16 protein-coding genes are annotated in these 15,868 nt (G+C 52.4%); 4 read left to right on the top strand and 12 right to left on the bottom strand.

All coding sequences use genetic code 11. The features are described 5' to 3' along the window. Positions 1–192: 192 nt before the first annotated feature. Entirely contained in the window at positions 193–642 is a 450-nt protein-coding gene (locus M977_RS18115) for a winged helix-turn-helix transcriptional regulator (protein ID WP_064517710.1), read from the bottom strand. A 171-nt stretch (positions 643–813) separates the two neighbouring features. Between M977_RS18115 and agp the strand changes: the two genes are divergently transcribed. Continuing rightward, positions 814–2,055, top strand: coding sequence for a bifunctional glucose-1-phosphatase/inositol phosphatase (gene agp, locus M977_RS18120; protein ID WP_064517712.1), 1,242 nt, complete (start codon positions 814–816; stop codon positions 2,053–2,055). 45 nt (positions 2,056–2,100) lie between these two features. Here agp and M977_RS18125 read toward each other — a convergent pair whose 3' ends face one another. Both M977_RS18125 and wrbA read right to left on the bottom strand, forming a co-directional pair. Then, positions 2,101–2,328 carry a YccJ family protein gene (locus M977_RS18125; RefSeq protein ID WP_064517714.1) on the bottom strand — a complete coding sequence of 76 codons (228 nt, stop codon included), beginning with the start codon at positions 2,326–2,328 and terminating at the stop codon, positions 2,101–2,103. 18 nt (positions 2,329–2,346) lie between these two features. Beyond that, on the bottom strand, positions 2,347–2,943 hold the full coding sequence (wrbA, locus tag M977_RS18130; protein WP_064517716.1) for an NAD(P)H:quinone oxidoreductase: 597 nt from the start codon (positions 2,941–2,943) through the stop codon (positions 2,347–2,349). 372 nt (positions 2,944–3,315) lie between these two features. Here wrbA and M977_RS18135 point away from each other — a divergent pair, with 372 nt between their 5' ends. Both M977_RS18135 and M977_RS18140 read left to right on the top strand, forming a co-directional pair. Continuing rightward, positions 3,316–3,492 carry a con-10 family general stress protein gene (locus M977_RS18135; protein WP_034456279.1) on the top strand — a complete coding sequence of 59 codons (177 nt, stop codon included), beginning with the start codon at positions 3,316–3,318 and terminating at the stop codon, positions 3,490–3,492. 122 nt (positions 3,493–3,614) lie between these two features. Beyond that, positions 3,615–4,523, top strand: coding sequence for a DMT family transporter (locus tag M977_RS18140; RefSeq protein ID WP_064517718.1), 909 nt, complete (start codon positions 3,615–3,617; stop codon positions 4,521–4,523). Between the two features lie 57 nt (positions 4,524–4,580). Here the strand turns inward: M977_RS18140 and rutG are convergent, their stop codons facing one another. Genes rutG through rutA form a run of 7 tightly spaced genes read right to left on the bottom strand, consistent with a single transcriptional unit; the run spans position 4,581 to position 10,004 of the window. After that, entirely contained in the window at positions 4,581–5,897 is a 1,317-nt protein-coding gene (rutG, locus tag M977_RS18145; protein ID WP_064517720.1) for a pyrimidine utilization transport protein G, read from the bottom strand. Positions 5,898–5,924: 27 nt separating this feature from the next. Next, the gene (rutF, locus tag M977_RS18150) at positions 5,925–6,413 is read right to left on the bottom strand and encodes an NADH-dependent FMN reductase RutF (RefSeq protein WP_064517722.1); all 489 of its coding nucleotides are present in this window, start codon (positions 6,411–6,413) and stop codon (positions 5,925–5,927) included. 10 nt (positions 6,414–6,423) lie between these two features. Continuing rightward, complete coding sequence (locus M977_RS18155; protein ID WP_064517723.1) at positions 6,424–7,014, bottom strand: malonic semialdehyde reductase; 591 nt, start codon at positions 7,012–7,014, stop codon at positions 6,424–6,426. Beyond that, on the bottom strand, positions 7,011–7,811 hold the full coding sequence (gene rutD / locus M977_RS18160; protein WP_064517725.1) for a pyrimidine utilization protein D: 801 nt from the start codon (positions 7,809–7,811) through the stop codon (positions 7,011–7,013). The genes M977_RS18155 and rutD overlap by 4 nt, the downstream gene beginning before the upstream one ends. 3 nt (positions 7,812–7,814) lie before the next feature. After that, positions 7,815–8,201: a pyrimidine utilization protein C gene (gene rutC, locus M977_RS18165; RefSeq protein WP_064517727.1), complete on the bottom strand. Its 387-nt coding sequence runs from the start codon at positions 8,199–8,201 to the stop codon at positions 7,815–7,817. A 13-nt stretch (positions 8,202–8,214) separates the two neighbouring features. Beyond that, positions 8,215–8,913: a pyrimidine utilization protein B gene (gene rutB / locus M977_RS18170; protein ID WP_064517729.1), complete on the bottom strand. Its 699-nt coding sequence runs from the start codon at positions 8,911–8,913 to the stop codon at positions 8,215–8,217. Then, complete coding sequence (gene rutA / locus M977_RS18175) at positions 8,913–10,004, bottom strand: pyrimidine utilization protein A (RefSeq protein ID WP_064517731.1); 1,092 nt, start codon at positions 10,002–10,004, stop codon at positions 8,913–8,915. Before rutA ends, rutB begins: the two co-directional genes overlap by 1 nt. Positions 10,005–10,379: 375 nt before the next feature. Here rutA and rutR point away from each other — a divergent pair, with 375 nt between their 5' ends. Next, complete coding sequence (rutR, locus tag M977_RS18180; protein WP_064517733.1) at positions 10,380–11,024, top strand: HTH-type transcriptional regulator RutR; 645 nt, start codon at positions 10,380–10,382, stop codon at positions 11,022–11,024. Here rutR and M977_RS18185 read toward each other — a convergent pair. Together M977_RS18185 and putA are read right to left on the bottom strand one after the other, a co-directional pair. Then, complete coding sequence (locus M977_RS18185; RefSeq protein WP_064517734.1) at positions 11,021–11,419, bottom strand: lysozyme inhibitor LprI family protein; 399 nt, start codon at positions 11,417–11,419, stop codon at positions 11,021–11,023. The genes rutR and M977_RS18185 overlap by 4 nt on opposite strands. 102 nt (positions 11,420–11,521) lie before the next feature. After that, entirely contained in the window at positions 11,522–15,481 is a 3,960-nt protein-coding gene (putA, locus tag M977_RS18190; protein WP_245163516.1) for a trifunctional transcriptional regulator/proline dehydrogenase/L-glutamate gamma-semialdehyde dehydrogenase, read from the bottom strand. Between the last annotated feature and the right edge of the window lie 387 nt (positions 15,482–15,868).

Here is a 15,868-nt window from a genome sequence, read left to right on the forward strand (position 1 = left end):
AAGTTGATTTTTGGTTTCATAATGAAACTAAATTAAAGTTAGGCTTATTGGTTCTATAATGCAACCACATTGCGTGCATTTTTTTATTTCTGCATTGAGATGAACGCTTGCTGGTGGATTATGGGATTAATAATAAAAGGGAATCGGCGAATAGTGGATGCCGTTGCACTAGTCGCCCAGGAAACCTCGTTCTTAAACTAACTCAGGGCGCTGTGCTATCACCTCATCAGGCGCAAGCGTGCGGCCATCCTGCGCTTGTAGCTGGAGTTTACGCAACGGCTGTTGGTGTACATCATCAACAAGCACGCTGCACTTTTCATGGCTATCAAACAAGTAATCACCTCCCCATTGGGCGAGGGCAACCAGCACGGTTTGCAATGCTCGTCCTTTTTCGGTCAACACATATTCATTCCAGGCGCTGCCGTCAGTGGCAGGACGCACGGTCAAAATACCTTGTTCCACCAGTTGTTTGAGTCGCTGAGTCAGCATGTTTTTGGCGATGCCGAGGTTTTTCTGGAACTCACCAAAACGTGTCAGGCCGTTTAAAGCATCGCGCACGATAAGCAATGACCACCAGTCACCGATGATATCCAGTGAACGGGCAACCGGGCAGACGCTACCCTCCATACTTTTGCGTTTCATTAATCCTCCACAGGCTTAGGGCCTTTATTAGTTTTATTATAAAACCTCCTGCCGGGATTGAGTAGTTTTCCTTCAACTTACTGTTTTGCGAGCGGCCCGGAAGGCGGTGTCAGTTTTTTCTGCCAAACTGAATGCGGCACTTTTGTGCAATAGCATCTTGAGGATGAAGAGATGAATAAAAAAACGATTACGGCATTACTGGCAATGGCTTACTTCGCTCCTGCGTTGGCTCAAGCCGAAACAGCACCACAGGGTTACCAGCTTCAACAGGTTTTACTGATGAGTCGTCACAATCTGCGTGCGCCGCTTGCCAATAATGGCAGCGTACTGGAACAGTCGACTGCGCAATCATGGCCCGAGTGGGACGTGCCAGGCGGTCAACTCACCACCAAAGGTGGCGTGTTGGAAGTGTATATGGGCCATTATTTGCGTGAATGGTTTGCGGAGCAGGGGTTGGTGACCAGCGGTGAATGCCCAACGCCACAAAGCATTTATGCCTACGCGAACAGTTTGCAACGCACCGTTGCGACAGCACAGTTCTTTATCACTGGTGCGTTCCCTGGTTGCGATGTGCCTGTCCATCACCAGGAGAAAATGGGCACGATGGACCCAACGTTTAATCCGGTCATCACCAATGGTTCACCAGAGTTTCAACAAGCAGCTGTGAAGGCGATGGAAACCCAGCGTGAGCAGTACAAACTGGGTGACAGCTATCAGCTGCTTGAGCAAATAGTTGCTTTTAAAGACTCGCCGAGCTGTAAAGAAAAGCAGCAATGCGATCTCACGGCTGAAAAAGATAAATTCACTGCTAATGCCACTGAGGAGCCAGGAGTCAGTGGCCCACTAAAAGTGGGGAACTCGCTGGTAGATGCGTTCACATTGCAATATTACGAAGGGTTCCCACTGGATCAGGTTGCCTGGGGGCAAATCAAAACGGATCAGCAGTGGAAAGTGTTATCGCAGTTGAAAAATAGCTATCAGGACACGTTATTCACCTCACCGCAGGTTGCTCAGAATGTGGCGGCACCGCTGATTAAATATATTCAGAAAGCGTTGGCGGGAAGTAATAATAAAGGGCCAAAAATCACTTTGCTGGTGGGGCATGACTCCAATATTGCATCGCTTTTGACGGCATTGGATTTCAAACCTTATCAGTTGCCTGAACAGTATGAACGCACGCCAATTGGCGGGAAAATTATGTTCCAGCGCTGGCATGATACGAATAACAATCGTGAATTGATGAAAGTCGAATATGTGTATCAAAGCGCGGAACAACTACGTAAAGCTGATGTGCTAAGTCTGCAGCAGCCTCCGCAGCGTGTTACGCTCCAGCTTAATGGTTGTCCAACTGATGCGAATGGTTTTTGTCCGTGGGATAAATTTACGCAAGTATTGGCGCAGAGCGTGAAGTAGGGAAGTTACTGTCTCCCCCGCGTGCTGCGGGGGAGGTAGTGCAGACTAAACGTTTCTGCGTTCTATCGTCTGTTCGCCCCAAAATAGCGAATCTTTATCTGTTTTTTCAAATGCCAACGCCAGTACCTCGTCGTTGCCATCTTCCCAAATTTTCTCCGCCATTTTTTCGTCGTATTTAGCCACTTCAAAAATAGCCTCAGCGATTTCAGGAGAGGTGTTACGTAAACTCGCCCATTCACCTACGTGATGAACTTTTGATTGTTGATTCTGCATGTACTCCTCCAGAATTATTTAACCATTTAGTTTAACGGCAAGGCCCGCTACGTGTTCACCTTGATAGCGAGCAATGGAAAGCTCTTCCTGGCTTGGCTGACGCGAACCATCAGCCCCGGCAATGGTTGTTGCACCATACGGCGTCCCGCCACGAACCTGAGAGACATCAAACAATTCTTGCGCGGCATAGCCGATGGGAACAATGACCATCCCGTGGTGAGCAAGAGTTGTCCAGGTTGATGAGATAGTGTGTTCCTGGCCGCCGCCGGTGCCTGTCGAACTAAACACGCTGGCAAGCTTGCCGTGCAAAGCGCCTGATGCCCATAAACCACCAGTTTGGTCGAGGAATGTGCGCATCTGGCCGGCCATATTGCCAAAGCGAGTGGGAGTGCCAAAAATAATAGCGTCATAATCGGCAAGCTCTTGCGGTGTGGCTTGCGGGGTATTTTGCGTCTTACCCCCGGCTTTTAAGAAAGCTTCACCTGACATGGTTTCCGGGACTCGCTTCACCGTTACTTCCACGCCATCTACTTTCTGTGCACCCTCTGCCACAGCACGTGCCATGGTTTCGATGTGTCCGTACATTGAGTAATAAAGCACCAGAACTTTAGCCATTTCGCTTCACTCCTACCTATGACGCAGCGATTTGCTGCACTCCTCTAAAGATATGTGCTGTGGCCCAGAGTGCAACTCAGAGACCTGTTTCCTTGATTCTGCACAAGAGGGGGGCCTATTTTCGTAAAATTACGTCACATTTTCATTAGGTGACTATTTCATTAAAAATAAGAAAGTCTTATGGATTAAGCGGCAAAAAAATCACCCATTTTGGCGATTACATGTTGCAAAATATTACGGTTAACTGGTCAATTGCCCTGACTGCACTAAGCTTAGTTCCACGTAGCGGTACTTAAGCTGCGCGGTGAAAGAATCTTCTTTGACTGAATGCAATATGATGACTTAACTATTTCACCAATCCGGAGGTTAGAAATGGCAAACCATCGTGGTGGTTCAGGTAATTTCGCTGAAGACCGTGAAAGAGCATCAGAAGCAGGTCGTAAAGGTGGCCAGCATAGTGGCGGGAATTTCAAGAATGACCCGCAACGCGCCTCAGAAGCAGGCCAAAAAGGGGGCAAAAATAGTCACGGCAAAGGCAGCAGTAAGTAGTCACTCGCCAGACTAACCCCAACCGCCGGTTTTCACCGGCGGTTTTATTTTGACTATCCCATTGCATGGCTCAGCACCTCATCGCACACTATTCGGCTTGCTTATATCGTCCAGGTCATGTCATGTCCGCCTTACTTCGTCGTTACCAACTATCCGTTAAACCTCAAGAAGCGATTCTGATCCTCATCACCATGTTCTGGGGAGGAACTTTCCTCGCCGTGCAATATGCAATGACAATGAGCGGGCCATTCTTTTTTGTTGGTGTACGTTTTGCGACGGCCGCGTTAGCTGTTGGGTTGCTGTCAATAAAATCGCTGCGTGGCCTGACCTGGCTTGAAGTGAAGGCAGGTGTATTTATCGGCGTTTCTATTGCCATCGGTTACAGCATGCAAACCTGGGGTTTGCAGACTATTCCCAGCAGTAAATCAGCGTTTATCACGGCGATGTATGTCCCGCTGGTCCCTGTGCTGCAATGGATTTGTCTCGGCAAAATGCCTGGGGTGATGTCCTGGGTGGGTGTGGTGCTGGCATTTATTGGCTTGGTCTTCCTGGCCGGGCCGGAAAATACCTCACTCACGCTCGGTGCGGGCGAAATTATCACGCTGATAAGCGCTCTTGCGATTGCCGCAGAAATTATCCTCATCAGCGCCTGGGCGGGCAAAGTGGATATTAAGCGTGTCACCATTGTCCAGCTCGCTACTGCCTCGATTGTGGCGTTTGCCACTATGATCCCCGCTGGGGAAAGCGTGCCATCGTTTACCCCCGGTTTGCTGGTGATTGCATTAGGGCTAGGCATTTTCAGCGCCATTATTCAGGTGACTATGAACTGGGCGCAACGCAGTGTTTCACCCACCCGCGCGACGGTGATTTACACCGGCGAACCGGTATGGGCGGGGATTTTCGGGCGTATAGCAGGGGAGCGCTTACCCGTTTTAGCTCTGCTTGGCGGCGCATTGATTGTGTTGGGCGTGCTGGTGAGTGAGTTGAAGCTTAAACGTAAGAAGAAAGAGGTATCGTTATCAGTTTTGTAGGGTTGCGCCATCCACCCACTACGGCAGTTATGTCGGATGACGCTTCGCTTATCCGGCCTACGGAATGACTGTACTTTGGCCGATAACCACCGAGCGGCGGCTCAGAATAGCGTTCAATATAATCGCGCCGAACGTGGCCGTGCCAATCCCGCCAAGCGTGAAGCCGCCCAGTGTTAAGGCGAAATCTCCGGCGCCCAAAACCAGTGTTACCGCCACCATAATCAGGTTGCCGTTCTGGCTTAAATCAACATTGTGCTGCACCCAAATGCGTGCGCCTGCAACGGCAATCAAGCCAAACACCACGATAGACGCACCGCCAATCACCGGGCCTGGAATGGTGTGAATCAGTGCGCCAAATTTTGGTGAAAAGCCCAATAACATGGCGATGCCGGACGCGGCGACAAACACCAGTGTTGAGTAGACTTTGGTTACCGCCATCACGCCGATATTTTCGGCGTAGGTTGTTACGCCGCTGCCGCCAACGGAACCCGAAAGCATCGTTGCAAGGCCATCGCCAACAAAGGCTTTGCCGATATATGGGTCCATATTTTTTCCCGTCATCCCGGCGACGGCTTTCAGGTGCCCAAGGTTTTCGGCCACCAGAATCACTGCAACGGGAGCAATCAACATCATCGCCTGTGCGTTAAATGTCGGGGAGGTGATTTGCGGAATGCCAAACCAGGCGGCCGAACTTAACAGGGCGAAATCGACCGGTTTGCCAAAGCCAAACCCATTCGCCAGAACCGCATAAATGGCGCAGGCGAGGATCAGGCCAATGAGAATCAGCAAGCGTTGAATCATGCCACGGGTAAACACTGCGACCAACCCGATACACAACACCGTCATGACTGCCATCCAACTATCAAAACTGCTGGCTGAAACGCCGCGCACCGCGATTGGCGCAAGGTTAAGGCCGATTGCCATCACCACCGCACCGGTAACAACCGGTGGCATTAAGCGCTCAATCCAGGCTGTTCCGGCCTTCATCACCACAAAACCAATCAGCGTATATACCAGGCCGCAGGCGATAATACCGCCGAGCGCAACGCTCAAATGTGGGTTCAGCCCTTGCCCGTTAAACCCTGTAACGGCTATCACTACACCAACAAACGCAGCACTTGAGCCTAAATAACTCGGCACCCGTCCGCCAGTCACCACAAAGAACAACAATGTCCCAATACCCGACATCAGTATCGACAGATTCGGGTCAAGCCCCATCAGTAGCGGCATTAGCACCGTGGCACCAAACATCGCTACCGCATGTTGCACACCCATCACCAGCGTCTGGCCGAGGGGGAGTGTTTCGTCCGGAGCTACCACACCACCTTCTACCGCAGTTTTTTTATGCCATTGTGGAAACCAGGTATTCGCCATATTTATCTCCAGCAGATATCGTGTCGGCTAACAGGCAGGCCGCATCAGTTGATGGTAGCCACGGTCAAACCACACCAGGCCATGGGTATCGTCGTTACGTTCAAGGGCAACTAATTCACAAAATAAAATGTCATGCGTACCAACACTGACGACCTGGCTAATGCGGCAGTCGAACGACACGAGTGCGCCTTCCAGTTGCGGGCAGCCGGTTACACCGTGCCGCCAGCGAGCTGCGGAAAAACGTTCGGTCATCGCTGTCTTTCCACCAAATAAATTCGAAAGATCTTCATGCCCTGCCGCCAGCGTGTTCACACACAGCGCCTGATTGCGGCTAAAAATCGGCCATACGGAAGCGCTACGATTCAGGCAAACCAGCAATGTTGGTGGCTCATCCGTTACGCTACATACCGCCGAGGCGGTAAACCCGGCGCGTCCGGCAGGACCATCGGTGGTGACGATATTCACCGCCGCGCCAAGGCACGACATCGCATCGCGAAAGGCTTGTTTTTCGATCATCTTTAACTCCTCAGGCGAGAACACATGCTTCTTCAAATGCTAAACGTGGCAAGCGTGAATGGGTTTTCGCCGGGTCACCGTAGCCAATATTAATCAGCAAATTGCTTTTCCAGCCGCTTGTGGCAAAAAACTCGGCATCCACTTTTTCACGGTCAAAACCAGACATTGGCCCGGTATCTAAACCGAGTGCCCGGCAGGCAGAAATCAGATACGCCGCCTGCATCGAGCTATTGCGAAACGCGGTTTCCTGCGCCAGTTCCGGGCTTGAGGTAAACCACGCGCGGGCATCGGCGTAAGGGAATAGTTTCGGCAGTTGCTCAAAGAATGCCGGGTCCCAAGCCACAATCGCAGTGACGGGGGCTGTCATGGTTTTTTCGATGTTGCCCGCAGAAAGAGTGGGTTTCAGGCGCGCTTTCGCTTCAGTACTGCGCACAAACACAAAGCGGGCAGGCGAACAGTTGGCTGATGTTGGGCCAAGGCGCAGCAGGTTATAAATCTCAGCAATTTGTTCATCACTCACAGGGGTATCCAGCCACGCGCTGTGGGTATGTGCGCCAGTGAACAAGGTTTCCAGTGCCTCGGACGTAATAGCATGACTCATACAATTTCCTTGTGATAAGCAGGTTCGGTTGCCAGCAAACTCAGTAGTCGCTGGTTAAAATCACTGGCCACGGTGACGTTACAGGCGTGACCACCCCACGGCATGATTTCCAGCAGGCTGTCCGGTAGCGCGTGGTGCAATTCTTCAGAACAATTCCACGGCACCAGCAGATCGTCACGGGAACAAATCAGCAGCACCGGCTGGTGGATATGTGCCGCTGTGGCATGAAAGTCAGCGGCCTTCAGCGCATTCAGGCGGCGAGTAAGATTTTCTTGCCCTTGAAAGTGCGCGTTATGCATCGCTTCTTCGGCTTCCAGCCGTGGCTGGTTGGCGGCCATCCAGTCTGCCGGGTAAAGAAACAGCGGTTGAGCCTGCAAATAAGCCCCTGGTCCGCTATCGTGCAGCAGCGTTTCGCGAACCGCAAAGCAGCGCCGGGTATGGGCATTGAGCTGCAACCAGCCGTTGATTATCGCCAGCTTGTCGATGGCTGCGGGGTAATCCAGCGCCAGCTGCATCGCGACCAGACCACCCAGCGCATGTCCAAGCACGTTGTAATGCACGATGCCCTGTTGCAGCATGGCGGTGTGGATTTCATGTGCCATATCCGCGAGGCAATAATCATTGGACAACGGCTCTTTATTCACACCAGTGCCGCGCTGGTCATAAACCACCAGTTGGTAGTGTTCAGCCAGTGCCGCACGTTGTGGCAGCCAGTAACTGCCCATGCCACCGAGCCCGGCTATTAGCAGCAAGACCGGGGCGTTGGGGAAGGGCGCTTGAGTCAGCTCAATCTGCATAAGCTATTTCCCGATGTGCGCGATGCTTGCGATTTCGACCAACGCATCCGGTTTCACGAGACCACACTGAATGCAGAACCGTGCAGGCTTATCACCTGGGAAAAACTCGGCATACACTTCGTTGATGGCGGCGTAGTTCGTCCAGTCGGTAATAAAAATGGAGTTAAACGTCACGTCGTCCATGGTGCCGCCTGCGGTTTCAATCACCGACTTAATGGTTTCCAGCACATGGCGCGTCTGGGCTTTAGCGTCGCCGACATACACCACATTATTTTGTTTATCGAACGGCAGCGTACCGGAGACATACACCACGCCATCGGCGAGGGTGCCTGGCACAAACGGTGCGATAGGCGTTGTGGTTCCTGGCGGAATGATTACGGATTTCGGCATGGGTTATTCCTTATCAGGCAATGCGGGCGAAGGATTGTGGCTGCAAGGCCTGGCAAAATGTGCCGACGTCGCTTACCCAACCAAAGAAGGTTTCGATATTGAATAATGCGGCCTGCTGCACAAAAGTAGGCCCGGCCTGATGGGTGGCATCGGCAAGCACCACGCCAAAATATTCAAGGAAAAACCCGTCGCGCAGCGTCGACTCCACGCAGACGTTTGTGGCGATACCGGTGAATACCAGGTGGCGAATGCTGCGCGAACGCAAGATGCTGTCGAGCTGCGTGTTAAAGAAACCGCTGTAACGAGGCTTGGGCAGAACGATGTCACCTGCCTGTGGTACCAGTTCGTCCACCAGCTGGTAGTCCCAGCCGCCTTTTGCCAGCAGCATTCCCTGTAATTCCGGCTGCTTGCGCATGGTTTTCAATGCATTGGATTTATGGAAGTTTGGCGAGCCTGGGCCACCCGCTTCGACGTAATTGCTATCCCAACCGTTCTGGAACCAGACAATCAACATCCCCGCTTCACGAGCGGCGGCAACAGCAGTTTTGATGTTTTCGATAACCGGTTTCGTTGCCGAAACATCGAACCCGGCAAGATCCAGATAGCCACCTTTGCTTGCATAAGCGTTTTGCATATCCACGACAATCAGTGCCGTCTGTTCAGGTGCGAATGTAATGGCTTCCGGGCGTGCATCAAGGGTGATGTTTTTCATTACGCCACCTCGCGAGCGGAAGGGGAAAGATGGGCGCGCGACTGCATCAGCGGCTGGATTTTTTCGCCAAAGGCTTCAATACCACTCAGGAAATCATCAAAGGTTAGCAGTACCCCTTCAGCGCCCGGCACGGTCGCCACTTCATCCAACAGGCGGGCGACCGTGGCATAAGAGCCAACCAGGGTGCCCATATTGATATTCACCGCTGAAGTCGGGTCAGCCATTTGCCGCACGTTAGTATTAGTGCCTGAACGGGTGTCTTTCTGGCTTTGTTCAGTGAGCCACGCCAGCGCTTCTTCGTCGGCACCCGCTTTGTAGTGCTCCCATTTCGCGCGAGCGGCTTCGTCGGTTTCATCGGCGATGATCATAAATAGTATGTAGGAGCCGACATCGCGCCCGGTTTTCTCCGCCGCTTCCATCATGCGCGCGGCGGTAGGGGCAAAAGCAGTTGGCGTGTTAACGCCTTTGCCAAAGCAGAAGTTGTAGTCGGCGTATTCGGCGGAGAACGCCATCCCCGCGTCGCTTTGCCCGGCGCAAATCATTTTTACCGGTTGAGCAGGGCGCGGGCTTAAACGGCAGTCGTTCATGGTGAAAAATTCACCTTTTAAATCACTTTGCCCGGTTCCCCACAAATCGCGCAGCACGGTGGCGTATTCGGCGAGGTAGTCGTAGCGGCGTGCGAAGTATTCGTCCCCCGGCCAGATCCCCATTTGCTCGTATTCAGGTTTTTGCCAGCCGGTGACCAGATTGACGCCAAAACGGCCAGGGGCGATGGAGTCAATGGTCGAGGCCATGCGCGCCACAATGGCGGGTGGTAAGGTTAGCGTGGCGGCCGTGGCGTAGATTTGAATTTTGGAGGTCACCGCTGCAAGGCCTGCCATCAGGCTGAACGACTCGAGGTTGTGATCCCAGAACTCCGTTTTGCCGCCAAAGCCGCGCAGTTTGATCATCGAAAGGGCAAAGTCGAAATCGTAGTATTCCGCTTTTTGCACAATCGCTTTATTGAGCTCAAAAGTGGGCATGTATTGCGGCGCGGTGGTAGAAATTAACCAGCCGTTGTTACCGATAGGAATGAATACGCCAATTTTCATCGCAGACCTCTCATCACAGGTGATATACCCATCATCCTTCAAGCCGCAGCTGCGTTGGCTGCAAACGCTCGTCCCAGTCACTTACTCAAGTAAGCTCCTGGGGACAATCGTCCTTGCCGCCTTGCTGCAACTCGAATGCTAATGGGTATTGATTTGTCATTTCAGTCTTTGCAAACCTGATGCCAGGTTAAGAAAGTCATTTGTTATCATTGCGTTATTTATTGGTTACTGTTTTTAGGTGGTGAAAACCAGACTGTTTGGTCAAAACTGGTGCACAAAAAACAGGCGTTCGTGCGCGTTCAGGGTGCATACAACGCGCACTTCTGGCGTGGTCTTTGCTATGCTGTCGGGCAAAACAGAACGATGAGAGGGCGCATGGCACAAGGTGCGGCAGCAACGAAAGAAACCGGACGGCGTTCAAAAGCGGTAGCGGCGAAAAAGCAGGCTATTCTGGCGGCAGGACTGGAGTTCTTTTCCCAATTTGGCATTCACGGCACCAGCATCGAACAGGTAGCTGAGCGTGCGGAAGTGTCAAAAACAAACCTTCTCTATTATTACCCTTCCAAAGAAGCACTCTATATTGCAGTGCTTAAGCAGATCCTTGATATCTGGCTTGCTCCTTTGCGTGCGTTTCGCGAGGATTTGCAGCCGCTGGTGGCGATAGGCGAATACATCCGGTTAAAACTGGAAGTTTCTCGAGATTACCCGCAAGCCTCGCGTCTGTTCTGCCTTGAGATGCTGCAAGGTGCACCATTGCTGAAAGAGGAATTGACTGGCGATTTGAAAGCGCTGGTTGATGAGAAATCGGCAATTATTGCCGGTTGGGTTGAGAACGGGAAGTTGGCGGCGGTCGATCCGCATCATCTGATCTTTATGCTGTGGGCCACCACACAACACTATGCTGATTTCGCAAGCCAGGTTGAAGCAGTGGCAGGTAGCAATTTAAACAATGAAGTATTTTTCCGCCGCACGGTGGAAAACGTGCAGCGGATGATTATTGAAGGTATTCGAGTGCGTTAATTCGCGCTTGAATGGAAGACACAGCTCACATCGCCTTCTTCGCACTGGAGCGTGCTTTTCAGCAGTTCAGTGCGTTCGCGGGTTTTATCCGTCATACATTGCGCGTGAACCATCGGTGCGACTGATGCGCCGTCAGCACCAGAGGTTAAGAATGCACAGTCGGCGTCGCGAAACGCTATCCACGCATTTTGCGCCGCTTTGAGCTGGGTTTTCTGGGTGTCCGTGGCGAGTTTCATCGCCTCTTTGTAAGCCTGATTAAGTAAATCATCCTGCTTTTTATATTCGTTACTGGCGCATTCGTTGAGCCCAGCTTGTGAAGTTGCCGAGTCGCAACTATCGGCCAGAACGTTTGCGCTTAGCAACAGGCCCATCATCAGTAAACAAAAGCGTTTCATCATCAATCCTCGAAGAAAAGGGCCTTTGTAGGGGTGGATGACGCTTTCGCTTATCCACCCCTACAAGACCTTGCAAATTGTTCCCGAAAGCTTAGTGAAACCTTAGCCGATTGTCATCAAACTGGCGTTACCGCCTGCTGCTGCCGTGTTCACGCTCAGTGAGCGTTCAACGTATAAACGCTCCAGCAACAGGTTAGTTTCGCCGCGTGCGAAGCCTTGCACCGAAACAATGGCCCCATCCCGCGCCGCTACCTTTTCACACAATGCGCGTAACTGGTCGGAATCACCGTGGTAAATCACCGCATCAAACGGCTGGTTCAGCAACGTATCTTCTTTCGCGAAGTTGATATGCTTCTGTACCAAATCCGGTAGCGCTTTCGCCAGTTCGCGATGCAGTTTGTCATCAGCCCATAGCGCACGGCTGCCCACACTTGTGACCGCTGCCAGTTGCACCAGTACATCCTGCTCATTATCTGCGATACACAACACGCGTTCACGCGGCATTAATGCGTAAGTGTTACGTTCACCCGTTGGCCCCGGTAACTGGCGTAACGTGCCGCTTTGTGCCAGTTGCGCGAAGCGTGCGCAGATAGCAGGCAATTCGCCTTTTTTTACCGCCCATTGTGCGAACGCTTGATGAGCTTCCTGAAGGCTGGCTTTAAGCGTGGAATCCACCGGTAGCTCAGCATCCTGGCGGTTAAAGGTAGTTTGCAGCGCGTTGTCCGGGCGGTTTGCCAGCAGGCGATACAGATACAATGGGCCACCGGCTTTCGGACCGGTGCCCGATAAACCTTCGCCACCAAATGGCTGCACACCGACGACTGCACCGACCATATTGCGGTTGACGTACATATTGCCGACATGCGCAGAACCGGTAACTTGGCCAATGGTCTCGTCAATACGCGTATGTACACCCAGCGTCAGGCCATATCCCGCCGCATTGATTTGGTTAATCAGCGTTTCCAGGTTGCTGCGGTTGTAACGCACCACGTGCAATACCGGGCCAAACACCTCTTTTTGCATCTCATCAAAGCTTTCTAGCTCAATTAATGTAGGCGCGACGAAAGTACCGCTCTGCCACTCTTTCGCATCCACGCTGTTTTCACGAGCCGCCTGGAATACTTTGCGGCCTTTACTGCGCAGCGTTTGAATATGCTTCTCGATATTCTCTTTTGCTTCGGCATCGATAACCGGGCCGATGTCCGTGGTTAAGCGGCCTGGGTTGCCCATGCGGCATTCCGCCATGGCACCGCGCAGCATTTGCAGCGTGTGCTCGGCGACATCTTCCTGGATACACAACACGCGCAGTGCGGAACAACGTTGGCCTGCGCTATCAAAGGCCGAGGCCAGCACATCAACCACCACTTGTTCGGTAAGCGCTGAAGAATCGACGATCATCGCGTTCAGACCGCCGGTTTCTGCAATCAGAGGCGTCGGGCGACCTTGTAGATCAAGGCGGTCAGCAATATTGCGTTGTAGAAGCGTCGCCACTTCCGTGGAGCCGGTAAACATCACGCCACGTACGCGGGCATCGCCTGTTAACTGTGCGCCAACGGTTTCACCACGGCCTGGCAGAAGTTGCAGCACGCCTGCAGGCACACCGGCTTCCAGCAGAATATTGATACCGAGGGCGGCAATTAGCGGGGTTTGCTCAGCTGGTTTTGCCAGCACACTGTTACCGGCGGCGAGGGCCGCAGCAATTTGCCCGGTAAAGATTGCCAGAGGGAAGTTCCACGGGCTGATGCAAACGACTGGGCCCAGTGGGCGGTGAGTTTCGTTATCGAAATCATCGCGTACCTGGCCTGCGTAGTAGTGCAGGAAGTCTACGGCTTCACGCACTTCGGCAATGGCATTGCTAAAAGTTTTACCGGCTTCACGCACCAGAACGCCAATCAGCTTCTGCATCTGGCCTTCCATCATCACGGCCGCTCGCTCAAGAATCGCGGCGCGTTCTTGTGGCGGGGTGGCGAACCAGATTGGTGCATTGTTAACGGCACTCACGAGTGCTTGTGAAACCTCTTCGTGCGTGGCTTCACGCGTATAACCAACGACATCTGTCGGTTCCGCTGGGTTTTTCACTGCCACCATATCGCCTGGTGTGACGGCATTCTCCAGAATCGGCAGTGCCTGCCATTTTTGTGCCGCACTGTTAAGCAGGGCAGAGGAGAGGGAGGCGAGGCGATGCTCGTTCGCCAGATCCAGGCCGCTGGAGTTGGTGCGGTTCGCGCCGTATAGCTCTTTCGGTACAACGATTTTTGGATGTGGCAGACCGAGTTGGCCTTCTTTAACCGCGATAGCTTCAATGGCGGTAACCGGGTCGGCAACCAATTCATCTAGTGGCAAGGTGTTGTCGGCAATACGGTTAACAAACGAGGTGTTCGCGCCATTTTCCAACAGGCGGCGCACCAGGTACGCCAGTAGCGTCTCGTGGGTGCCAACAGGTGCATAAATACGGCAAGGGCGGTTCAGTTTACCATCGGCAATTTTACCCACCACTTGATCGTAAAGTGGTTCACCCATGCCGTGCAGGCACTGGAATTCATACTGGCCTGGATAGTAGTTCTGCCCGGCCAGATTGTAGATTGCTGCCAGCGTATGGGCGTTGTGTGTCGCAAACTGCGGGTAAATCAAGTTTGGTACTGCCAACAGTTTTTTCGCGCAGGCGAGATATGAGATGTCGGTGTAAACCTTACGGGTATAAACCGGGTAGCCTTCCAGGCCGTCCATCTGGGCGCGTTTGATTTCGCTGTCCCAGTACGCACCTTTCACCAGGCGAATCATCAGGCGGCGACGGCTGCGGGTAGCGAGATCCACCAGGTAATCAATCACAAACGGACAGCGTTTTTGGTACGCCTGAATCACAAAACCGATACCGTTCCAGCCGGCCAACTCAGGTTCGAAGCAGAGTTTTTCCAGCAGATCGAGTGAGATCTCCAGACGATCGGCCTCTTCTGCGTCGATATTAATGCCGACATCATACTGGCGTGCCAGCAGCGTCAGGAATTTCAGGCGTGGGTACAACTCTTCCATGACGCGATCGTACTGCGCACGGCTGTAGCGCGGGTGCAGTGCGGAAAGCTTGATGGAAATGCCAGGGCCTTCGTAAATGCCACGCCCGTTAGAGGCTTTACCAATCGCGTGAATCGCTTGCTGATAAGAAACCATATAAGCCTGTGCATCGGCTTCAGTAAGTGCTGCTTCACCCAACATATCGTAGGAGTAGCGGAAACCCTTCTCTTCGAGTTTACGTGCGTTAGCTAATGCTTCGGAAATGGTTTCGCCGGTCACAAACTGCTCGCCCATCAGGCGCATCGCCATATCCACACCTTTGCGGATTAACGGCTCACCGCTTTTCCCGATGATGCGGTTCAGGGATGTCGACAGACTCGCTTCATTGTGGGTGGACACCAGTTTGCCGGTAAACAGCAGACCCCAGGTGGCAGCGTTCACAAACAGTGATGGGCTACGGCCAATATGCGAGTGCCAGTTGCCGTTGCTGATTTTGTCGCGGATTAACGCATCGCGCGTCGCTTTGTCCGGGATGCGCAGTAATGCTTCGGCCAGACACATCAACGCCACACCTTCTTGCGATGAAAGTGAGAATTCTTGCAGCAAACCTTGTACCATGCCCGCCCGGCCTGATGCGCTCTTCTGATTACGAAGCTTTTCAGCGAGTTGGTACGCCAGTTTGTGAGTTTGTTCCGCAATATTCAGAGGCAAACGCGCCTGTTCCAGAATCATCGGCACCGCATCGGTTTCCGGGCGGCGCCAGGCTGCGGTAATAGCTGCGCGAGTTACGGACTGAGGAAGAATTTGTTCTGCAAAATCAAGGAACGGCTGGTGTGTTTCTTCAATGTGCGGGGCAGCCTCTTCGCTTTCATTCGCGGCACCAGCTAGCATGGCCGGAAGTTCTGGCAGTTCATCGTTATTTTCCAGGCGTTCGAGATAATTAAATATCGCCTGTTTAATTAGCCAGTGTGGTGTGCGGTCAATACGTGAAGCGGCGTCTTTAATACGCTCGCGGGTAGCGTCGTCCAGTTTTACGCCCATGGTGGTGGCCATGTCAGTAACTCCCATACCCGTTATCACTCGGGTAAATATTGAAGGGTTGATAAAAGTTATCGGGCAATATCTATCATGTTGCAACTTTGTGCAACCTTGTTAAATGTGAGCCAGATAGCAAGCTGGGAAATAGGTTGAATTGTTAAATTTGGAATTAGAAAACAAGCGGGCTAATTATTCGCAGACAGGGTGAATTAACTGACAGAGTTAACACTTTCTAAGGGTGCAACCGTGAAAAGCGTGAGCGAGTGCAACCTGGTGAAAAAAGCTATTTTTTGTACGGTGAATTTATTGTGAATAGTGTGTTAAAACGCTTGTGAATAAAAAATACTAACCCCCCTAAATAATTCAAGTTGCAGGAAGGCGGCCAGGCCGTAAGTCTCCAGG

The sequence above is a fragment of the Buttiauxella gaviniae ATCC 51604 genome (assembly GCF_001654835.1).
Classification (GTDB): domain Bacteria; phylum Pseudomonadota; class Gammaproteobacteria; order Enterobacterales; family Enterobacteriaceae; genus Buttiauxella; species Buttiauxella gaviniae.